The sequence below is a fragment of the Actinomadura sp. NPDC048032 genome (assembly GCF_040653175.1).
Taxonomy (GTDB): Bacteria; Actinomycetota; Actinomycetes; order Streptosporangiales; family Streptosporangiaceae; genus Spirillospora; species Spirillospora verrucosospora.
Window position 1 is genome coordinate 1 of record NZ_JBEZJP010000131.1, and the last position, 18,692, is coordinate 18,692.

An 18,692-nucleotide genomic window follows, 5' to 3' on the forward strand; every position below is an offset into this window, starting at 1 on the left:
GTCGAGGCCCACAGCGGCCGCTGCGGGCGCGCCCCGGCGTCCTTGAGCGCCTTCCACCGGTCGGTGGCGGTGGCTTGATGGTGCTGCTGAACCGGCCTTCGGCGTCCGTTCTGGCCTGGAAGGTGTACATGGGCGTGGTGCAGCGGGACGGGTCGACGGCGGGGTCGATGGCGACCGTCCGTCCGGACAGCGGCCTGCCCTGGTAGGTGACCTGACCGCTGAGGGTGAGGGGCTGGCCCTCGTCCAGGCCGGCTCGGCTCCCGATCAGGGTCGTCTGCGTCTTCCCGTGGACGACCTGGACGGTCACCGCGTCGGAGTGGAGTCCGAGCGACGGCACATCGGCCCAGACGCTCACCGAGTCGCTCGCCCCGTTGGGCCTCAGCGTCGCGGTGAAGGTGCCGTCGTCGGCGGTGGTGGCGTCGTCGACCGAGCCCCATCCGGTGTTCGTGGACAGGTCGACCGGGATGCTCGCGGCGGGGGTTCCGTCCGCGGCGACGACCTTCCCGGTGATCGTGGTCGTGGGGTTGTCGGGGTCGACGGAGGCGGCCTGGGCGGCGAGCACGATGGACGCCGCCCCGTCGGCGAGGGCGGGAGCGGCCGTCAATGTGCCGAGGATGAGGACGGACGTCATCCCGGTGGTGGCGATACGAAGCACGAGTGTCCCTTGGGTGGGCGCGATGATCAGCGTTGTCAGGACGTCCGGCCCGGCGACCGGGTTGCCCCCCGAAACCCGATCGTGATCATCATCGGGCCGCGCCCGGCGAGGGCCTGCGCCACGGCCGCCCTCCGCCACCACCACGAACCACGCCTAAAGGGACAGCCGCTCTCGCGAGCGGCGGCTCGGCCGATGCCGCGGGTTACGGCGCCTCCCTTGACGGCCGTGAACGCCTTAGGCCACCTATCGTGCGACCATGCCGGCGGACAGATCGATGTCGGCACCGGTGAGCCCCGGCATGGTGAGCATGGCGACGACGGCGGCCGCGACCTCCTCCTCGGTGAGCATACGGCGCAGTGCGGCGCGGGAGACGAACTCCGCCTCGCTGTCCTGCGCGGACCGGCCGGTACGCCGGGCGTCCGAGGCGAAGTTGCGGCGCATCCGGTCTCCTTCGACCGGGCCGGGCGACAGCGTGTTGACGTTGCCGCCGGTGGAGCGGCCGTGATGGACCGCGAAGCCCCGTTTCGTGATCTCGTTGTTCATCCAGCCGCCCGTGGCTCGTCTCGCCGACGGGCAGCGCGGGGGGCCAGCGGCGCGTTCGCCGTTGGAGCCGCCTTGCTGCTCCCGGACGGTCCGCCGGTGTCCCAGCGGTCGGTGATCCAGGCTCGGAACCTTGGCGGTTATATGCCGAGTGGGCTATATTGCCGTTGTGGCATCAATGTTCGAAGTGCTGGCCGAGCCGCGTCGCAGGGAGATCCTCGATCTGCTGCGCGACGGTGAACGACTGGTCGGCGACCTGGTGGTGCAGCTGGAACTGACCCAGCCGACGGTGTCCAAGCACCTGAAGGTGCTGCGCGGCGCCGGGCTCGTCGAGGTCCGGCAGGACGCGCAGCGCCGTTGGTACCGGCTGCACCCGGCGCCGCTCGCCGAGATCGATGCGTGGCTCGCGCCCTACCGGCGCCTGTGGACCGCCAGCCTCGACGCACTCGAAACCCACCTGGACACCATGCCGGACGACTTCAACGGGGGAACCTCATGACAAAGGACGCAACCCTGCAGACCTTCCACGGGGAGCCGACGCTTCGCTTCGAGCGGCGGCTGGCCCACCCGCCCGCGAAGGTCTGGCGGGCGGTGAGCGACCCGGCGGAGATGGCGCACTGGTTTCCCGCCAAGGTCGAGGCCGAGCTACGTCCCGGCGCCCCGATGCGGTTCGTCTTCCCCGAGGAGTCGACGGTGGACGACGCGTCGGACGGTGAGGTGCTCGAGGTCGACCCGCCGAGGGTGTTCGCGTTCCGCTGGAACTCCGATGTACTGCGATTCGAGCTGATCCCGGACGGCGACGGCTGCCTGCTGGTGTTCACGCAGACCATCGGCGGCGGCCGGGTGGGCCTGCTGGGCGCCGGCCGAACGGCCGCCGGCTGGGACACGTGCCTGGACGAGCTGGCCGGCTCGCTCGACGGCGCGCCCGTGCCGGCACGGGCCGACTGGCTGGGGCAGGTGGAGCACTACATCGACAAGTTCGGCCTTGGCGAGGGCACGGTCCGCGACACCGGCGACGGTTATGAACTCCACTTCGCCCGCGACCTGGTTTGGAAACCTGTCGGCGAGGTGTGGCGGCTGCTCGTTGAGGACACCACGCCCTCGATGGGCGTCGAACCGCCCACCCGAGCGACCAACGCGTACGTGCAGGCCGGCAAGGTCACCGCGGTCGACCCGCCACGGCTGCTGGAGTACGAGTGGTCGCACGACGGGACGCCGGCCGGCAAGGTGCGCTGGGAGATCTTCTCCGATCCCCGGCTGGGTGTCCGCGTCGAGCTGACCCAAACACTGCCGCGGCAGTCGGCCCACCTGCTTCCGACCTCGCTCGCCGCATGGCACGTGCAGCTGGAGTTGTTCTTCGCTGCCACCCACGGCGACATCCGCTGTCCGTGGCCGGAGGACCGCACCGACCAGCTGATCAAGTACTACGCGACCCAGCGGACCTAGGCTCAGCGAGTTCGCCCCATCCCGAAGACTCGACGACGCCGCCTGACCGGCACCGTTCGGCGACATCACCAGTACCACCGGCCACATGACCAGCACTTCTACAGGCATGCCTTGAAGGTGCTCGACGCGGGACCGTGGGCTTCAGGCTCCCGGGATCGGGTGGCCGCGGCCCTCGTGGGGCCCAGGTGAGGCCTCCAGGAAGCGGAAGAGCCCCCCAGCTTGTCGCTGGGGGGCTCTTTCCGTCACTGTTAGGGAAGGACTTGCGTCACTACCCCTGTGTGGGCGAGGAGGGATTTGAACCCTCACATCCTTTCGGACACACGGACCTGAACCGTGCGCGTCTGCCGTTCCGCCACCCGCCCGTGGGTGCCGTCCCGTTTCCGGGTGCCTGAAAAGGCTAGCACGGGGTCGGGGGTGGTTAGGTATCCAGATACGTCGAGCGAACCTTCGCACCGATACGATCGTCTACCAGTGGGGAAGGGAGGTGCCCGTGGGCGTCATTCAGCGCTTCGAGCGACGGCTTGAGGGCATGGTCGAAGGGGCCTTCGCCCGTGCCTTCAAGTCCGAGCTGCAGCCGGTCGAGGTGGCCAGCGCTGTGCAGCGCGAGATGGACGATCGGGCGGCGATCGTGGCACAGGGCCGCACGCTCGTGCCGAACGACTTCGTCGTGGAGATCTCTCAGCAGGACGGGCAGCGGCTCCAGGTGTACGCCGACAGCCTGAGCCAGGAGCTGGCGAACCTCGCGCGCGAGTACGCGAAGGAGCAGGGGTACTCCTTCGTGGGCCCGGTGCGCGTGCGGTTCGAGAACGCCGGAGATCTCGCCACGGGCATGTTCCGCATCAGGTCGGGGGTGATCCGGGGCTCGACGGTCGAGGGCGGGGAGATCCGCCGGCCGGTGAGCGACGTGCCGCAGGGCGGCCGGGGCGGGGTGTTCGGGGGGCATCCGCGGCTTCTGGTGACCACGGCGGTGGAGGGATCGGACACGACTCAGCGCACCTACGAGATCAACACTCCCGTGACCCTGCTGGGTCGCGGCACCGACTGCGACCTGCGCCTCGTCGACCCCGGCGTGTCACGGCACCATGCCGAGATCCGCGTAGAAGGTCCCGAAATCGCTCTCGTGGATCTAGGGTCGACCAACGGCTCGTTCGTGAACGGGCAGCCGATCCGGCGGGTCACGCTGGTCGACGGCTCCCGGGTCACGATGGGCCGCACCACTCTTGTGTTCCGCCGCGATAGGGAGTAACCCCGACTCCGATGTCCCCATTCACCCTCACGCTGATCAAGCTGGCGTTCCTCGCGGTGCTGTGGCTGTTCGTCATCGCGGCCGTCGGCGTGATCAGGGCCGACCTGTTCGGCTCCAAGGCCGCGTCGAAGGCGGCCACGCGCGCGTCCCAGCCCCGTCAACCCCGGGCGGCCAGGCAGCCGAAGCCGCCGCGGCCGCAGCACAGCGCCCAGCACGGCGCCCCGTCCAAGCTCGTGGTGGTCCAGGGCGAGCGGGCCGGCACCGTCATCGACCTCACGGGGGTGCCCATCACCATCGGCCGGGCCAATGACGCCACGCTCGTCGTGACCGACGACTACGCTTCGAGCCGGCATGCCCGACTTTTCGCGCAGGACGGTCAGTGGATCGTGGAAGATCTCGGCTCGACCAATGGGACGTATCTCGGACGCACGAAGGTGAGCCGGCCGATGCCGGTTCCCCCGGGCGTTCCGGTCCGTATCGGCAAGACCGTGATCGAGCTGCGCAAATGACACTGGGAATCCGCTACGCCGCGCGCTCCGACGTCGGCATGCTGCGCGAGGGCAACGAGGACTCGGCGTACGCGGGCGCGCACCTGCTCGCGGTGGCCGACGGGATGGGCGGGCACGTCGGCGGCGAGATCGCGAGCGCCGCGGCCATCGAGGCGCTGCGGGCGCTCGACAAGGACCTCCCGGCGACCGAGCTGCTGGCCGCGCTGGAGCACACGGTCAAGACGGCGAACGACAACCTGCACCGCATCGTGGAGTCCGACCCCGCCCTGCAGGGCATGGGGACGACGCTGACGGCGATGCTGTGGGCGGGCAACCAGGTCGCGCTGGTGCACATCGGGGACTCGCGGGCCTACCTGCTGCGCGACGGCAGCCTGTTCCAGATCACGCACGACCACACGCTGGTGCAGTCCCTGGTCGACGAGGGGCGGATCAGCCCGGACGAGGCGGCCTCGCACCCGCAGCGCTCGCTGCTGCTGCGGGCGCTGGACGGCCGCGGCGAGGTCGATCCCGACCTGTCGCTGCGCGAGGCGAAGGTCGGCGACCGGTACCTGCTGTGCTCCGACGGCCTGTCGGGCGTCGTCACGGCGGAGACGATCTTCCAGGTGCTCACGGACGTGGACGACCCCGAGCAGGCCGTCCGGCAGCTGATCGACCTGGCGAACCGGGGCGGCGGCCCCGACAACATCACCTGCGTCGTCGCCGACGTGGTGGACCTGGAGCGCCAGCCCCCGACGGGCGGGCCCGGCCACGCGGTGGGCGCGGCGGCCAACGCGGCGCCGCCGGAGCCGCCGGGCGGGGGGACGGGGTCCAACACGACCGTCGCCGACACCCCGGCGGGGCGGGCGGCGCAGCTGCGCGAGACCCGGCCACAGCCGCCGGTGGCGGTGGACGAGATGCCGCCGCCGCAGGCCCCGATGCCGATGGGCGACCCGATGGGCCCGCCGCCGGCGCCGGGCGCGATGCCGCAGGCCCGGCAGATGCGCGGGCGGCGCGGCGGCACGCGGCGCTGGACGTGGCTGGTCGTGGTGGCGGGCGTGGTCGTGGTGGGCGTCGTGGCGGGCGGGTTCGTGCTGCTGCAGAACGTCCGGAACGGCTACTACATCGGCGCGAACAAGGACGGCGAGGTCGTCCTCTACCGCGGGACGACGCAGAAGGTGCCGGGCCTCAGCCTGTCCCGCGAGGCCGCGAAGAAGGAGCAGCCGAAGCAGCCGATCCTGGTGGCCGACCTTCCCCAGGCGCTCCAGGCGCAGGTCAAGGACACCTACACCGTCGACGGCCCGAAGGCGCTGAAGCAGCTGGAGAGCGCCGTCTGCAAGTACTCGCTCATCGGCGAGGGCGGCAAGGTCGTCATGGTGAAGGGCCGCGAGCAGCAGGACTGCCGGCAGGCCTCGGTCAAGAAGAGCGACATCCGGATCGACGAGCTGCCCGCCTCGGACGTGACCGCGGTCGAGAAGGGCACCCTCGTGTTCATCGGGCAGAAGGCGGCGCAGGCCAAGCTCGACCAGCTCGGCGCGCACCGGGAAGAGTGCAAGCAGCGCACCCCGTCCATCAAGGACTGCCCCTCCAGCGGAGGGAGCTCGTAAATGCAATCGATCGGGGACCAGATCCGGGCCCACCTCCCGTACCAGCGGCGCAACGCCGCGTCGCTGGCCCTGCTCGCCTTCGCGATGATCCTGACGCTGTCGGCGTTCGCGGAGGTCGGCCTCGCCCGTGACGGGAACATCCCCGGCGGCCTGTTCGTGTACGGCGGCGGCCTGGCCGTCCTGGCGTTCATCGCCTACCTGATCCAGGCGAAGTTCACCCCCTACGCCGACCCGCTGCTGCTGCCGCTCGCCGTGGCGCTGAACGGCATCGGGCTGGCGATGATCTACCGCCTGGACCTCGACACCAGCCACGACCGCAAGGTCGCGGCGGCCGCGGGCAAGAAGCTGCTCCCGGACGCCGCCGACGCGCCCGGCCAGCTGATGTGGACGTTCATCGGGATCGCCCTGTTCGTCGGGGCCGTGCTGATCATGCGCGACACCGACAAGCCGGACGCTCCGCTGTCCTTCACGCCGAAGACCGCGCAGCGCTACACGTACCTGATCGGGCTCACCGCGGTCGTCCTGCTGCTGCTGCCGATCGTCCCCGGCATCGGAGCGGAGATCAACGGCGCCCGGGTGTGGATCCATCTGGGTCCGTTCTCGGTGCAGCCGGGCGAGTTCGCGAAGCTGCTGCTGGTGGTCTTCTTCGCCGGGTATCTGGTGAACAAGCGCCAGGCGATGTCGCTGATCGGCAAGAAGGTCGGCCCGATCAGCCTGCCCCGGGCCCGCGACCTCGGCCCGATCATGGTGATCTGGTTCTTCTGCCTCGGCGTCCTGTTCATGCAGAAGGACCTCGGCACCGCGCTGCTGTTCTTCGGCCTGTTCGTGTCGATGCTCTACATCGCGACCCAGCGGGTGTCGTGGGTGGTGATCGGTGTCGGGCTGCTGTCGGTCGGCGTGTTCGTCGCGACGCTGCTGCCGTTCATGGGCCACGTGAACCAGCGCATCGACATCTGGCAGAACCCCAAGCCGTACTTCGACGGCGGCTGCCTGCTGGAGAGCGGCAAGGTCGTCCCGGTCAACCCCGACACCACCATCTACAAGAAGTACAAGGCGCAGGGCACCATCTCGCCGGGCTTCTCGGCCTGCGCGGAGCTGGGCGGGGAGTACTCCGACAGCGCGCAGCTGATGAAGGGCCTGTTCGCGCTCGGCCAGGGCGGCGTCCTCGGCACCGGGCTCGGCCAGGGCGAGCCGTGGCGGACGCCGCTGTCCTTCAGCGACTTCATCTTCGACTCGCTCGGCGAGGAGCTCGGGCTGACCGGGCTGATGGTGCTGCTGCTGATATACGCGTTGATCGTGCAACGCGGGATGAAGACGGCCGTGGCGGCGCGGGACCCGTTCCTGAAGCTGTTCGCGGGCGGCGTGTCGTTCGTGCTGGCCCTCCAGGTCTTCGTGATCGTCGGGGGCGTCACGCGGCTCATCCCGCTCACCGGCCTGACGACGCCCTTCCTGTCCCAGGGCGGTTCGTCGCTGATGGCCAACTGGATCCTGATCGCGATCCTGGTGCGGATGAGCCACGACGCGCGCAAGCCGGCCCCGCAGGCGATCCAGGACGAGGGCATGACCCAGATCGTGAGCACGAGGTGACTTCCCCCCTATGAACATGGACAAGCCGGTTCGACGGGTGGCGATCTTCGCGTTGCTGCTGTTCTTCGGACTGATGGCGCAGGTCAACTACGTCCAGGGCAGCCAGGCGGAGGACCTGCGGACCGACGCCCGCAACAGCCGCCAGTACGCCGACGTGTTCAACTCGCCGCGCGGCCAGATCTCGGCGGGCGGCGAGGTGCTGGTGACCTCGAAGGAGACCGGCAAGGACAACCCGAAGTACGGCCGCACCTACAAGGACGGGCCGGTCTTCGCACCGATCACCGGGTACTTCAACGGCAACGCCACCCAGGTCGAGCGGGCCTACAACTCGCTGCTCGGCGGCAAGGACACGCGGATCACGCAGCAGCGCTGGTTCGACACGTTCATCGGTAAGAAGGCCGAGGGCGCCAACGTCGAGCTGACGATCGACCCGCAGGCGCAGCGCACCGCCTACGAGCAGCTGAAGGCGGGGACGGCTCAGGGCCGCCGGGGCGGCGCGGTGGTGATCGACGTGAAGACGGGCGCGGTGAAGGTGGCGGCGTCGTGGCCGTCGTTCGACCCGAACGAGGTCGCGCCGCAGACCGGTGAGAAGGGCGGGAAGCGCCTGGAGCAGCTCGACAAGGGCGAGGGCGTCGTCAAGCCGCTGGTCGACAACGCGCTCAGCCAGACGTTCCCGCCCGGGTCCTCGTTCAAGGCGGTCGTGTCGGCGATCGGGATGCAGAAGCTCGGCCTCAACAGCTCGTCCACGGTGAACACCGGGCAGCTGATCCTGCCGGAGTCGGGCCGTCCGCTGCCGAACTCGCACGACAGCGGCAGCTGCGCCGGGTCGGCCCCACTGCGCGGCGCGTTCGCCGAGTCCTGCAACACCTCGTTCGCGAAGATGGCGCTGGACATGGGCATCCAGGAGCTGCACGACGGCGCCGCCCCGTTCGGGTTCGGCAAGCATGTCCAGCTGGAGCCCGACATGTACGCGGCGGAGAGCGACATCCCGGTGTCGATCAAGGACGCCAAGGGCAACACCATCGAGACCGGCAAGGACGGCACGGCCCGGTCCGGAATCGGCCAGGAGAACGTGCGGGCCACGCCGCTGCAGATGGCGCTGGTCGCCTGCTCGATCGCCAACGGCGGCAAGATCATGAACCCGTACGTGGTGCAGAAGGTTCGCGCGAAGGACCAGAGCGAGCTCTACAACGCCTCCCCGAAGGAGTTCGGCGAGGCGATGAGCGGCGACCAGGCGAGCCAGCTCGAGGACATGATGCGCGCGGTGGTCTCCGAGGGCACCGCGAAGAACCTGGCGGGCAGGCGGGTCGCCGGCAAGACCGGTACCGCCGAGCAGGGTCCGGGCAACCCGAACGCGAACTGGTTCGTCGGGTTCAGCCCGACCCAGAGCCCGCGCTACGCGTTCGCCGTGATGGTCGAGGCCCCGGGTTCCGGCGCGAGCAACGCCGGCCCCGTCGCGGCGGCGATCATGGCGAAGGTTCTGCAGAAGTGAGTGCGGGCCTCGTCCTGCACGACCGGTACCGGCTGCTGGAGCGGCTGGCGATCGGCGGGATGGGCGAGGTCTGGCGCGCGTCCGACGCGCTGTCGGGGCGGGCGGTGGCGGTGAAGCTGCTGCGCCTGGAGCTGGGCTCGGACATGCGGGCGCGCGGCCGTTTCGAGTCGGAGGCGCGGTTCGCGGCGGAGCTGCGGCATCCGGGCATCGCGCGGGCGTTCGACTACGGCGAGCAGGCCGGGCGGACGTTCCTGGTGATGGAGCTGGTTCCGGGCGAGCCGCTGGACGAGATCCTGGCGCGCGACGGGGGGCTGCCGCTGGAGGCGGTGCTCGATCTGATCGTCCAGGCGGCGCGGGCTTTGGCGGTCGCGCACGCGGCCGGGATCGTGCACCGCGACGTCAAGCCGGCGAACCTGATGGTGGCCCCGGACGGCACCCTGAAGATCACCGACTTCGGGATCGCCCGCCGGCTGGCGGCGGCGTCGCAGACCCAGACCGGGATGGTCATGGGGACCGCGCACTACATCTCCCCGGAGCAGGCGCAGGGCCTGGAGCTCTCCCCGGCGGCGGACCTGTACTCGCTGGGCGCGGTGGCCTACGAGTGCCTGACCGGCGCGCCGCCGTTCGACGGGGCGACGCCGGTGGAGGTGGCGCTCAAGCACGTCCGGGACGCTCCCGCCGAGCTGCCGGCGCGGGTTCCCGAGTCGGCCCGCGAGCTGGTCATGGAGATGCTCGCGAAGGAGCCGCGCGACCGTCCCGCGGACGCCGACACGGTCGCCGCGCGGGCGCTGGGGATCCGCGCGTCGCTCAGTACGGGCCGCGCCGGCGCGTCCCACGAGACCGCCCGGCTGGACACGGCGCGCCGGGGCGCACGCAGGCCCTCGGGCGCGGGCCCCGGCCCCCGCCCCGCAAGATCGTCGGCTTTGTCGGGATTTGACGCTGACGAAGGGGCGGATAACCTCTCCAGCGGACCGGTGAGCGGGCAACGGCGCTCGGCACTGGCGTACGCGTCGGTCGCGGCCGTCGTGCTGGTCTGCGTGATCGTCGTCGGCTCCCTGTGGAAGGGGCTGGCCTTCGCCGGACCGGGCGAGGACGAGCGGGAGCCGCCCGCCACCCCGGCCACCCGGCCGGTCGGGGACGGCAGCGTCGACGTTCCGGCCTCCACCCCCGCGCCGTCCGGCGCCCCGCCCCGGCGCAAGGCCCGGGGCACTCCGAGGCCGGCTGTCCCGCCGCGGCACCGGACGCATAGGATCCGTCCGTCAACGCAGGCGCCGCCCCAGGCGTCCCTCTCACACAAGCCATCAAGGAATCCGCCCCGGGCGACTCCCACCGCCCCTGAGCCCACACCCGCCCCGACGGGGAGCACCACGACTCCGTCAACTCCGAGCCCGGATCCCCCGCCGACCCAGGAGGGGAAGCTAGGTTCTGGAGACAAGGTGTAGACGTACGAGGGAAAGTGCACATATGAGTCAACCTCGGCTGCTCGGCGGCCGCTACGAGCTCGAAACGGTGATCGGGCGCGGCGGCATGGCCGAGGTCTACCGTGCCCGGGACCGCCGCCTCGATCGCGTGGTCGCGGTCAAGACGCTGCGCTCCGACCTGGCCCGCGACCCCACGTTCCAGGCCCGGTTCCGGCGCGAGGCCCAGTCGGCCGCGTCGCTGAACCACCCCTCGGTCATCGCCGTGTACGACACCGGCGAGGACATGATCGGCGACACCCCGATCCCGTACATCGTCATGGAGCACGTGGACGGGAGCACGCTGCGCGACCTGCTCAGGGAGAACCGCGCGCTGCTGCCCGACAAGGCCCTGGAGATCACCGACGGGATCCTGCGGGCGCTGGACTACAGCCACCGCGGCGGCATCGTGCACCGCGACATCAAGCCGGCCAACGTGATGCTCACCCGGCAGCACGAGGTCAAGGTCATGGACTTCGGCATCGCCCGGGCCATGGCCGACACGGCGTCCACGATGACGCAGACCGCCCAGGTGATCGGCACCGCGCAGTACCTGTCGCCCGAGCAGGCGCGCGGCGAGCGGGTGGACGCTCGCAGCGACATCTACTCGACCGGTTGCGTGCTGTACGAGCTGCTCACCGGCAAGCCGCCATTCACCGGCGACTCCCCGGTCGCAATCGCCTACCAGCACGTGCGGGAGGAGCCGGTCCCGCCGTCGCAGGTGGACCCGCAGATCCCGCAGTGGGCGGACGCCATCGTGCTGAAGGCGATGGCGAAGGAGGCCGACCACCGCTACCAGAACGCGACGGAGTTCCGGCAGGAGATCCAGCGCGTCCTGCAGGGCCAGCCGGTGTCGTCGACGGCGGCGTCCACGATGCTGATGGGCGGCCAGCAGCCGCAGGGCACGCAGGTGATGGGCGCGTACGGCGGCGGCCCGGCGCGCACGCAGGTGCGGCCGCAGGACGACGGCTACGGCCTGCCGCCCGCCCACTACGACGACGACGGACGCGGCGGCGCCGGCAAGAAGGCCGCGCTGTGGGTGGGGCTCGCGGTCCTGTTCATCGGCGGGGCCGCGCTCATCGGCCTGCTGATGAGCAAGGGCAACGACAAGGCCGAGCAGGTCGCGATCCCGAAGAGCATCATCAACGTCTCGCAGGACGACGCGACGGCCCAGCTCACCAAGCTCGGCTTCAAGGTCGGCGAGTCGAAGACCGCCTTCAGCAGCGACATCGGCGAGGGCAAGGTGATCAACTCCGATCCGCAGCCCGGCACGGAGGCCGCCAAGGGCGCCACGGTGACGCTGGTCGTCTCCAAGGGCCGGAAGCCGCCGACGGAGGTCGAGGTCCCTGACGTCACCGGCAAGCCGTACGCCACGGCGAAGAAGACGCTGGAGGACAGCGGGTTCGAGGTCGACAAGCGGGTCGACTCGAACGACACCGTGCCGCGCGGCAACGTGATCTCGACCGACCCGTCCGGCGGCACGAAGGCGGCGAAGGGCTCGAACGTCACGGTGACGGTGTCGACGGGCCCGTCGAGCCTGAAGGTGCCGAGCCTGTTCAACAACAGCCAGCGGGCCGCGTGCGGCAAGCTGGAGGGCATGGGCCTGAGGTGCAACGTGCAGAAGGGCGCGCCGCCGCCCGACAAGCAGGTCGCGCCCGGCTTCGTGTACGACCAGCAGCCGGGCGAGGGCGCCACCGTGGCGCCGGGCGAGACGGTGACGATCTTCGTGGCGCAGAAGCCGCAGACGCCGCCGCCCGGTACCCCGACCTCGCCGACGCCGGGCCTGCCCGGCTGGCCCCCCGGCAACGGCCAGGGCTGACCGAACGATCGAGGGCCCCGTCTCCTTCTGGAGGCGGGGCCCTCGGGCGTCTCGCGGGCCGTGTCGCGGGGCCGGACGGGCCCGGGCACGAGAGAAGGGCCTCCGCCACTCGGGGGCAATGGCGGAAGCCCTTCGCTATGGTCTTCGTCGCGACGCCAGCGGACGTTACGGATTTCAATCGAAATTTTCTGAGTTGGGGCGAGTTGGGTGTCTCTAGCCCCGTCCGGCGGGATGACGCCTCAGGTCATCGCAGGTTTCGAGCCAGTTCCGAAGCAGTCGATGGCCCGCGGTGGAGAGGATCGACTCGGGGTGGAACTGGACGCCCTCGACGGGCCGGCCGCGGTGGCGCAGGCCCATGACGACGCCGTCGCCGGTGCGGGCGGTCACCTCCAGGACGTCCGGCGGGACCGTCCCGGGCACGACGGCGAGCGAGTGGTAGCGGGTCGCGGCGAACGGGTCCGGCAGGCCGCGGAAGACGCCGGCGCCGTCGTGGTGGATCTCGCTCGTGAAGCCGTGGACGATCTCGGGGGCGCGGGCGACCGTCGCGCCGTGCACGTGGGCGATCACCTGGTGGCCGAGGCACACGCCGAGCAGGGGCGTGCCGCGGCGCTCGGCGTCCCGCACGAGGTCGAGGCAGACTCCGGCGTCGGCGGGATGCCCGGGGCCGGGGCTGAGCAGGACGCCGTCGACGCCGGCGGCGTCCTCGACGGCGACGTCCGAACGGTCCCTGACCAGGCAGTCGGCGCCGAGCTCCAGCAGGTACTGGACGATGTTGTAGACGAAGCTGTCGTGGTTGTCGACGACGAGGACGCGCATCGCCGGTCAGCCCGGGGTGGCGGAGCCGGACGGCGCCGGGTCCTGCACGACGCCGTGGTCGAACTGGACCTTGGGTTCGATCCACGGGAACACGACGTACCAGAGGAGGACGGCGACCGCGACGAGCAGTCCGAGCGCGGTCGCGGTCTTGGTCTGCCAGGAGCCGGGCAGCCGGCGCCAGATCCATGCGTACACGGGGCCTCCTACGTCCCGGCGGCCCGGGCCGACGCCGCGCGCGGCAGGGCCTCGGCCAGCTCGCCGAAGACGACCATTCGTTGGGCGGCGGAGTACTTCGGGTGGCAGGTGGTGAGCGTGAGGAGCCGCTCGGTCGGCCGCCGCTTCGGGTGGAAGGGGACGGGCGCGGTCACCTCCACCGCCGACGGCTTCACGATCCGCCGGTCGGTGACCTTGTAGACGTACTGCTCGTCCCGGGTGTCGATGAGGATCCTGTCGCCGCGCTCGAGTTCGCCGAGCCGGTTGAACGGCGCGGAGTAGGTGGTCCGGTGCCCGGAGACCACGAAGTTCCCGACCTGGCCCGGCAGCGCGCTGCCCGGGTAGTGTCCGGGCCCCTTGCGCAGGTCGGCCCGGTCGACGCCCTCGATCACGACGAAGCGGTAGTGCTCGCCGAACCGGGGGATGCGGATCACGGCGAGGCCCCGGCCGAGCCTGACCCGCTCAGTGGTGACCTTGGTGGCCCGCCAGTTCTTCATCATCTCGTCGCCGAGCTCGTCCTGGGCGCCCTTGGTGTACTGGCCGGTGCCCCACAGCTCGTACGTCACGAACAGCATGACGACCAGCCCGGCGGTGATGCACAGCTCGCCCATGCCACGGATCACCGTCCGCACCGCGTCCTCCTCTTCCGGGGGGGTTCAACCGCCTTCGGGCGGTTCCGCCGGAACCGTAGCGTGCTTCATGGTCACGTTGCCGGTGTAGGCCGGCAGCGTGGCGCGTTCCATCGTCCGCACCGCGTAGCCGAGCCCATAGGCGCGGACGTACTCGCGGTAGACCGCGATCTCGCGGGACGCGCCGAGCGCGGCGCGCAGCCGGGCCGGATCTCCGACGGCGGTGATCCGGAACGGCGGGGAGTACACCACGCCCTGGAGGATCAGCGTATTGCCGACGCACCGCACCGCGCTGGTCGAGATCACCCGCTGGTCCATGATCTGCATGGCGCGGGCGCCGCCCGCCCACAGCGCGTTGACGACGGCCTGGACGTCGCCCTGGTGCACCACCAGGTCGTCCGGGCGGACGCCGCGGGGCAGCTCGCCCGACTTCGGCTGCGGCGCGTCGTCCAGCGAGACGCGGACGGCGCGGCCGGCGGCGGGGGTGAAACCGGCCTCGGCGGCGAGCCGGTCGGCCTCCGCCTGAGCGTTTTTCACCCGGGCGTCGTGACGTCCGGCCTCCCGGGAGATACCGTCGACCTGGCGGCGCAGTCGCCGGTACTCGGCACGATCCTGCCGGCCCCGGCGCTGCTCCGCGGTGATGAGCTCGGTGATCCTGGTCCGGCCCTGTTCGCGCAGGCTCGTGCCGCGGGCCGTGCTCGCGCTCGCCGCGAACAAGGTTCCCGCAAGGAGCGTGAGAACTGGGATGATGCTTCCCCACGCCGGACGCCGTACGCTGCTCACCAGCGACTACGCTAACCGACAAAACACCCATGCGCGGTCCGACGCTCCGGCCGCCGGACGCCCGAGGAGATCGATCCCACCGTGGCCAAGTCCAAAGTGCGCAAGAAGGCCGTCTACACGCCCCCGCAGAAGTCCAAGGCGCCCGAGGTCAGCCCGCGCTGGCTCGTGCCGACGATGGTCGCTCTGTGGCTCGTCGGCCTGATCTGGATCGCTGTCTTCTACGTGACGGCCAGCACGGGTACGGACGTGCCGTACATGACCGACCTGCACAACTGGAACCTGGGAATCGGCTTCACCGCGATCATCCTGGGCGTGGTCCTGTCGACCCGCTGGCGCTGACCGCGAGTTATCCACAGGTTGAGGATCTCTCACCGCGCCTTTCCCCAGGTTTTCCACAGCGGGTGTCCACAGGCGCCGGAGCGCGGACGCCGCCGCGCGCGAGCCGGGCGGCCGGTGCGGCCGTGCGCGGCGGCCCCGCGCACGGCCATCCCGCGCACGGCTACATCGCCGGGCTCAGTTCGGCCGTTCTGAGCACCACGAGCCCCGCGAGCAGCGCCAGCATGACCAGCGGCGCGCCGATGTGCACCAGCCGGCGCCGCGCCTCCGGCGCGTAGGCGTAGGCCGCGGCCAGCGCCGCCCCCACCGCCAGGCCGCCGACGTGGCCCTGCCAGGAGATGCCCGGCACCGAGAACGTGATCACCAGGTTGATCACCAGCAGGACCACGATGGGGCCGACCGGCCCGCCGAGCCTGCGGCCGATCACGAAGTACGCCCCGAACAGTCCGAAGATGGCCCCGGACGCGCCGACCGCCGAGTCGTGCGGGGACCCGACCAGGTACAGCAGCACCGAGCCGCCGAGCCCCGACAGCACGTAGAGGGCGAGGAAGCGCCACCGTCCGAGCACCTGCTCCAGCGCGGGACCGACGGCCCACAGCGCCCACATGTTGAACAGGATGTGGGTGATGCCGAACGACCCGCCGCGCTGGTGCAGGAACATCGTGGTGAACAGCCGGTACCACTCGCCCTCGGCGACCCCGCCGACCTGCCCGCCGGGCAGCACCCCCTGGCCGAGCATCATGAACTCCCAGACCACGCGCCAGGACGCCAGCTCGGCGAGGTACGCCGCGATGCACGCGCCGATGAGCGTGTAGGTGACGATCGGCACGGCCGTCGCCCCGCCCCGCGCGCCGAGGACCGTCCGGGGGACCGCCTTGCGGGCCCCCCGGTTGCCCTCGGCGACGCACTCCACGCACTGGTGCCCCACCGCCGCGTCCCGCATGCACTCCGGGCAGATGAAGCGGTCGCATCGGGTGCAGCGCACATACGTCTCGCGGCCCGGATGCCGGTAGCAGGTCGGCACCGAGGTCTCGGGAACGGGACTCTGGTCTGTGCTCATCAGCGGCTCCGTGGGCCTTACGTGCGGCGGGCGCTCGGCTCACCCGTGGCGGGTCTCACCGTGACAACGTCTAACGGCGTTCGATCGTCACCGACTCGATGACGACGTCCTCCTTCGGGCGGTCCATCCGCCCGGTCTCGACCTTGCTGATGCGGTCGACGACGTCGGTGCCCTCGATGACCTTGCCGAAGATGGTGTGCCGGCCGGTCAGGTGCCGCGTGTGCGCGACGTTCGTCGTGATGAAGAACTGGGAGCCGTTGGTGCCGGGCCCCGCGTTCGCCATCGCCAGCAGGTACGGGCGGTCGAACTTCAGGTCAGGGTGGAACTCGTCCTTGAACTGGTAGCCGGGGCCGCCGGTGCCGGTGCCGAGCGGGTCGCCGCCCTGGAGCATGAAGTCGTCGATGACCCGGTGGAAGATCGTTCCGTTGTAGAGCGGCGCGTCCGACTTCTGGCCGGTGCGCGGGTCGGTCCAGGTGCGGGTGCCCTCCGCCAGCTCGACGAAGTTCGCCACGGTCTCGGGCGCGTGCTCCGGGTACAGCTGGATGACGATCTTGCCCAGCGACGTGGTGAGCGTCGCGAAGATCTCGTTGGCCACGCTGGCCGCCTCCTCTTGGTGGATTCTTTGACGTCGACGGGTTCGGTGACGTGCGGTGCGGGGTCCCGGCCAGGCCCGGATCCGTCACTTTCCGTTGAAGGCTCGTCACGGTCGCGGTGTTTACCTCCCGTTCGCTGGGAAGGCTGCCTGACAGGACCTCGCAAACAGGGAGGTTAGCGTGTCCCTAATGATCAATATCCGCCGGAAGCCGCAGGACGAGGTCGTCGACCGGCTCGGCCGCGTCCAGCAGGCGGCCCGCCAGGGCGTCGACGCGTGCCGTCAGGGCGCCGCGGGCGCGGCCGAGCGGATCGGGCCCATCGCGAACGAACGCGTGATGGTCGCCCGTGGCTGGAGCGCACCGAGGCTGCGTCATGCGGCCCGGTACGTGGAGACCGGGCTCGCCCCGCGGGTGAGCTCGTTCCTGAGCGACGTCGCGGGGCGGGTGGAACCGCCGAAGTCGGCGGCGAAGTCCGGGCGCGGCGCCGTCATGGCGATGGTGGGGGTGGTCGCCGCCGTCGGAGTGGCCGGCGCGGTGGCCACGCGGCGCGGCGCCGTCCGCGACATGGCCAAGGGGTCGGGTGAGCATTCCGGCAGCGCGACCTCGGCCGACTCCATGACGGTCAGCGGCGCCGACGCGGACGGCCAGGTGCATTCACCGCACTGAGGCCTGCGAACGCGCTGGAAGCACGGGTGAGGGCCCGGCCGCACCGCGGCCGGGCCCTTCGCCGTCCCGGTGCGGACGGGAGTTGCTACCACCCGGTACGGTGAACGCCATGTCGCCGAAACGCCCCCTGCGGCAGGTGCTGGCGGCCCGCGCGAAGCAGCGGGCGCGCCAGGGCGTGCACACGGCCGTGCACCGCGCCTGGGAATGGATCCAGCGGCACGGGGAGATCACCCCGCACACGCCGGGCCGCCGCAGTTTCGCCTACCTGGGCGAAGGCGCCTGCATCGGCTTCCCGACCGGCGCGATCTATGGCGAGCCCTGGATCTCGATCGGCGACCACACGCTGGTGGGCACGCACGTCACCATCTCCGCCGGGTTCGTGCCCGGCCTCGACCTCGGGCCGGACGTCATCGTCCGGATCGGCGGGAGCTGCTCGCTCGGCCGCGGCACCCACATCGTCGGCCACCAGTCGATCGAGATCGGCGACGACGTCTTCACCGGCCCGAACGTCTACATCACCGACCAGAACCACACCTACGGCGACCTGCACACCCCGATCGGGCGGCAGTGGCCGGAGAACAACCCGGTGGTGATCGGGGACGGCTGCTGGATCGGCACCGGGGCGATCATCCTTCCCGGCACCCGCCTCGGCCGCAACGTCGCGGTGGCCGGCGGCGCCGTCGTCCGCGGCGAGTTCCCCGACCACTCGGTCATCGGCGGCGTCCCGGCCAAGATCCTGCGCAGCCACGACAAGGAGAGCGGCTGGCAGCCGCCCCTGCGCACCGACCCCCTGATGTCGCTGGACGAGCTCGCGGCCCTCTCGGTGGACGGCCTGGAGGGCCTGCAGATCCTCCAGGACAGGCTGCGCGCCGAGTCCGCCGCCCGCGACGGCGACGTCCTCAGCGAGGAGGCCGGCTGACCGCCGCGCCCCGTCGCCCCCGCACCCGGAAAGCGAAGAGCCCCGCACTCGCGTGGGGGGCTCTTCGGTCGTCGATCAGCTGGTGCGGGCCGTCCGGCGGTCGCCCCCGAAGGAGGCGGAGCCGCCCCGGCGGTTGCCGTGGGAGCCGCCGCCGGTCCGGGGACCGCCGCCGCGGCGCTCGCCGGACGAGTAGGAGCGGTGCTCGCCGCCGCGACCGCCCTCGCCGCCCTGCCGGCGGTTGCCGCCCTCGCGAGCAGCGTCGCGCCCGTCCTGGTCCCCGGCGTGATCTTCTGGGTGGACGCGACCGGGCTCATCGGGCCGATCCGGTCCGGCACGTCCGCGA

At 71.1% G+C, this 18,692-nt stretch carries 21 protein-coding genes and 1 tRNA gene; 13 read left to right on the forward strand and 9 right to left on the reverse strand.

The features are described 5' to 3' along the window. Positions 1-655 (reverse strand): hypothetical protein (locus tag AB0C69_RS19110; RefSeq protein WP_360355110.1); only part of this gene is annotated, 655 nt, incomplete at its 3' end. Between the two features lie 243 nt (positions 656-898). Continuing rightward, on the reverse strand, positions 899-1,198 hold the full coding sequence (locus AB0C69_RS19115) for a hypothetical protein (RefSeq protein WP_360355112.1): 300 nt from the start codon (positions 1,196-1,198) through the stop codon (positions 899-901). A 175-nt stretch (positions 1,199-1,373) separates the two neighbouring features. Here AB0C69_RS19115 and AB0C69_RS19120 point away from each other — a divergent pair, with 175 nt between their 5' ends. Together AB0C69_RS19120 and AB0C69_RS19125 are read left to right on the forward strand one after the other, a co-directional pair. Further along, positions 1,374-1,694 carry a metalloregulator ArsR/SmtB family transcription factor gene (locus AB0C69_RS19120; protein WP_360355115.1) on the forward strand — a complete coding sequence of 107 codons (321 nt, stop codon included), beginning with the start codon at positions 1,374-1,376 and terminating at the stop codon, positions 1,692-1,694. Next, entirely contained in the window at positions 1,691-2,641 is a 951-nt protein-coding gene (locus AB0C69_RS19125; RefSeq protein ID WP_360355118.1) for an SRPBCC family protein, read from the forward strand. Before AB0C69_RS19120 ends, AB0C69_RS19125 begins: the two co-directional genes overlap by 4 nt. 279 nt (positions 2,642-2,920) lie before the next feature. Here the strand turns inward: AB0C69_RS19125 and AB0C69_RS19130 are convergent. After that, positions 2,921-3,003: transfer RNA gene (locus AB0C69_RS19130), tRNA-Leu, on the reverse strand. 128 nt (positions 3,004-3,131) lie between these two features. Here AB0C69_RS19130 and AB0C69_RS19135 point away from each other — a divergent pair. Genes AB0C69_RS19135 through pknB form a run of 7 tightly spaced genes read left to right on the forward strand, consistent with a single transcriptional unit; the run spans position 3,132 to position 12,334 of the window. After that, positions 3,132-3,887 carry a DUF3662 and FHA domain-containing protein gene (locus tag AB0C69_RS19135; protein WP_067627928.1) on the forward strand — a complete coding sequence of 252 codons (756 nt, stop codon included), beginning with the start codon at positions 3,132-3,134 and terminating at the stop codon, positions 3,885-3,887. A gap of 11 nt (positions 3,888-3,898) precedes the next feature. Further along, complete coding sequence (locus AB0C69_RS19140) at positions 3,899-4,396, forward strand: FHA domain-containing protein (RefSeq protein WP_360355122.1); 498 nt, start codon at positions 3,899-3,901, stop codon at positions 4,394-4,396. After that, entirely contained in the window at positions 4,393-5,979 is a 1,587-nt protein-coding gene (locus AB0C69_RS19145; RefSeq protein WP_345187120.1) for a Stp1/IreP family PP2C-type Ser/Thr phosphatase, read from the forward strand. The genes AB0C69_RS19140 and AB0C69_RS19145 overlap by 4 nt, the downstream gene beginning before the upstream one ends. Then, positions 5,980-7,566 carry an FtsW/RodA/SpoVE family cell cycle protein gene (locus AB0C69_RS19150; RefSeq protein ID WP_345187118.1) on the forward strand — a complete coding sequence of 529 codons (1,587 nt, stop codon included), beginning with the start codon at positions 5,980-5,982 and terminating at the stop codon, positions 7,564-7,566. A 10-nt stretch (positions 7,567-7,576) separates the two neighbouring features. Further along, a complete protein-coding gene (locus tag AB0C69_RS19155) occupies positions 7,577-9,058 on the forward strand; it encodes a penicillin-binding transpeptidase domain-containing protein (RefSeq protein WP_353835016.1) in 1,482 nt (493 codons plus the stop codon). After that, complete coding sequence (locus tag AB0C69_RS19160; protein WP_360355127.1) at positions 9,055-10,500, forward strand: protein kinase; 1,446 nt, start codon at positions 9,055-9,057, stop codon at positions 10,498-10,500. Before AB0C69_RS19155 ends, AB0C69_RS19160 begins: the two co-directional genes overlap by 4 nt. A gap of 22 nt (positions 10,501-10,522) precedes the next feature. Next, positions 10,523-12,334 carry a Stk1 family PASTA domain-containing Ser/Thr kinase gene (pknB, locus tag AB0C69_RS19165; RefSeq protein WP_360355130.1) on the forward strand — a complete coding sequence of 604 codons (1,812 nt, stop codon included), beginning with the start codon at positions 10,523-10,525 and terminating at the stop codon, positions 12,332-12,334. A 213-nt stretch (positions 12,335-12,547) separates the two neighbouring features. Here pknB and AB0C69_RS19170 read toward each other — a convergent pair whose 3' ends face one another. From AB0C69_RS19170 to AB0C69_RS19185, 4 genes are read right to left on the reverse strand one after another with little or no spacing between them, the layout of a single operon-like run. Next, a complete protein-coding gene (locus AB0C69_RS19170; protein ID WP_353835014.1) occupies positions 12,548-13,150 on the reverse strand; it encodes a gamma-glutamyl-gamma-aminobutyrate hydrolase family protein in 603 nt (200 codons plus the stop codon). Positions 13,151-13,156: 6 nt separating this feature from the next. Then, positions 13,157-13,345 carry a hypothetical protein gene (locus AB0C69_RS19175; protein ID WP_345187105.1) on the reverse strand — a complete coding sequence of 63 codons (189 nt, stop codon included), beginning with the start codon at positions 13,343-13,345 and terminating at the stop codon, positions 13,157-13,159. Between the two features lie 8 nt (positions 13,346-13,353). Beyond that, complete coding sequence (locus tag AB0C69_RS19180; protein WP_345187103.1) at positions 13,354-13,995, reverse strand: class E sortase; 642 nt, start codon at positions 13,993-13,995, stop codon at positions 13,354-13,356. 24 nt (positions 13,996-14,019) lie between these two features. Then, on the reverse strand, positions 14,020-14,775 hold the full coding sequence (locus AB0C69_RS19185; RefSeq protein WP_360355134.1) for a DUF881 domain-containing protein: 756 nt from the start codon (positions 14,773-14,775) through the stop codon (positions 14,020-14,022). 81 nt (positions 14,776-14,856) lie between these two features. Here AB0C69_RS19185 and AB0C69_RS19190 point away from each other — a divergent pair, with 81 nt between their 5' ends. After that, a complete protein-coding gene (locus tag AB0C69_RS19190; RefSeq protein WP_345187099.1) occupies positions 14,857-15,114 on the forward strand; it encodes a cell division protein CrgA in 258 nt (85 codons plus the stop codon). A 160-nt stretch (positions 15,115-15,274) separates the two neighbouring features. Here AB0C69_RS19190 and AB0C69_RS19195 read toward each other — a convergent pair whose 3' ends face one another. Together AB0C69_RS19195 and AB0C69_RS19200 are read right to left on the reverse strand one after the other, a co-directional pair. Then, the gene (locus tag AB0C69_RS19195; RefSeq protein ID WP_360355137.1) at positions 15,275-16,171 is read right to left on the reverse strand and encodes a rhomboid family intramembrane serine protease; all 897 of its coding nucleotides are present in this window, start codon (positions 16,169-16,171) and stop codon (positions 15,275-15,277) included. 70 nt (positions 16,172-16,241) lie between these two features. Next, positions 16,242-16,766, reverse strand: a complete 525-nt coding sequence (locus AB0C69_RS19200; protein ID WP_360355140.1) for a peptidylprolyl isomerase — start codon at positions 16,764-16,766, stop codon at positions 16,242-16,244. Between the two features lie 187 nt (positions 16,767-16,953). On the opposite strand from AB0C69_RS19200, the gene AB0C69_RS19205 reads away from it, so the two are divergent. The 3 genes from AB0C69_RS19205 to AB0C69_RS19215 form a co-directional block, all read left to right on the forward strand. Further along, the gene (locus AB0C69_RS19205; protein WP_345187093.1) at positions 16,954-17,430 is read left to right on the forward strand and encodes a hypothetical protein; all 477 of its coding nucleotides are present in this window, start codon (positions 16,954-16,956) and stop codon (positions 17,428-17,430) included. Positions 17,431-17,539: 109 nt separating this feature from the next. Beyond that, on the forward strand, positions 17,540-18,349 hold the full coding sequence (locus AB0C69_RS19210; protein ID WP_360355145.1) for an acyltransferase: 810 nt from the start codon (positions 17,540-17,542) through the stop codon (positions 18,347-18,349). A gap of 138 nt (positions 18,350-18,487) precedes the next feature. After that, the coding region (locus tag AB0C69_RS19215; protein WP_360355147.1) for a hypothetical protein at positions 18,488-18,692 on the forward strand (205 nt) is incomplete at its 3' end.

What these genes read in the sequence shown, in the direction of transcription:
- AB0C69_RS19120 (WP_360355115.1), top strand. Translation starts at nt 1,374, where the DNA reads ATGTTCGAAGTGCTGGCCGAGCCGCGTCGCAGGGAGATCCTCGATCTG.
- AB0C69_RS19115 (WP_360355112.1), bottom strand. Translation starts at nt 1,198, where the DNA reads ATGAACAACGAGATCACGAAACGGGGCTTCGCGGTCCATCACGGCCGC.
- AB0C69_RS19150 (WP_345187118.1), top strand. Translation starts at nt 5,980, where the DNA reads ATGCAATCGATCGGGGACCAGATCCGGGCCCACCTCCCGTACCAGCGG.
- AB0C69_RS19170 (WP_353835014.1), bottom strand. Translation starts at nt 13,150, where the DNA reads ATGCGCGTCCTCGTCGTCGACAACCACGACAGCTTCGTCTACAACATC.
- AB0C69_RS19195 (WP_360355137.1), bottom strand. Translation starts at nt 16,171, where the DNA reads ATGAGCACAGACCAGAGTCCCGTTCCCGAGACCTCGGTGCCGACCTGC.
- AB0C69_RS19145 (WP_345187120.1), top strand. Translation starts at nt 4,393, where the DNA reads ATGACACTGGGAATCCGCTACGCCGCGCGCTCCGACGTCGGCATGCTG.
- AB0C69_RS19210 (WP_360355145.1), top strand. Translation starts at nt 17,540, where the DNA reads ATGTCGCCGAAACGCCCCCTGCGGCAGGTGCTGGCGGCCCGCGCGAAG.
- pknB (WP_360355130.1), top strand. Translation starts at nt 10,523, where the DNA reads ATGAGTCAACCTCGGCTGCTCGGCGGCCGCTACGAGCTCGAAACGGTG.
- AB0C69_RS19205 (WP_345187093.1), top strand. Translation starts at nt 16,954, where the DNA reads ATGATCAATATCCGCCGGAAGCCGCAGGACGAGGTCGTCGACCGGCTC.
- AB0C69_RS19140 (WP_360355122.1), top strand. Translation starts at nt 3,899, where the DNA reads ATGTCCCCATTCACCCTCACGCTGATCAAGCTGGCGTTCCTCGCGGTG.
- AB0C69_RS19125 (WP_360355118.1), top strand. Translation starts at nt 1,691, where the DNA reads ATGACAAAGGACGCAACCCTGCAGACCTTCCACGGGGAGCCGACGCTT.
- AB0C69_RS19155 (WP_353835016.1), top strand. Translation starts at nt 7,577, where the DNA reads ATGAACATGGACAAGCCGGTTCGACGGGTGGCGATCTTCGCGTTGCTG.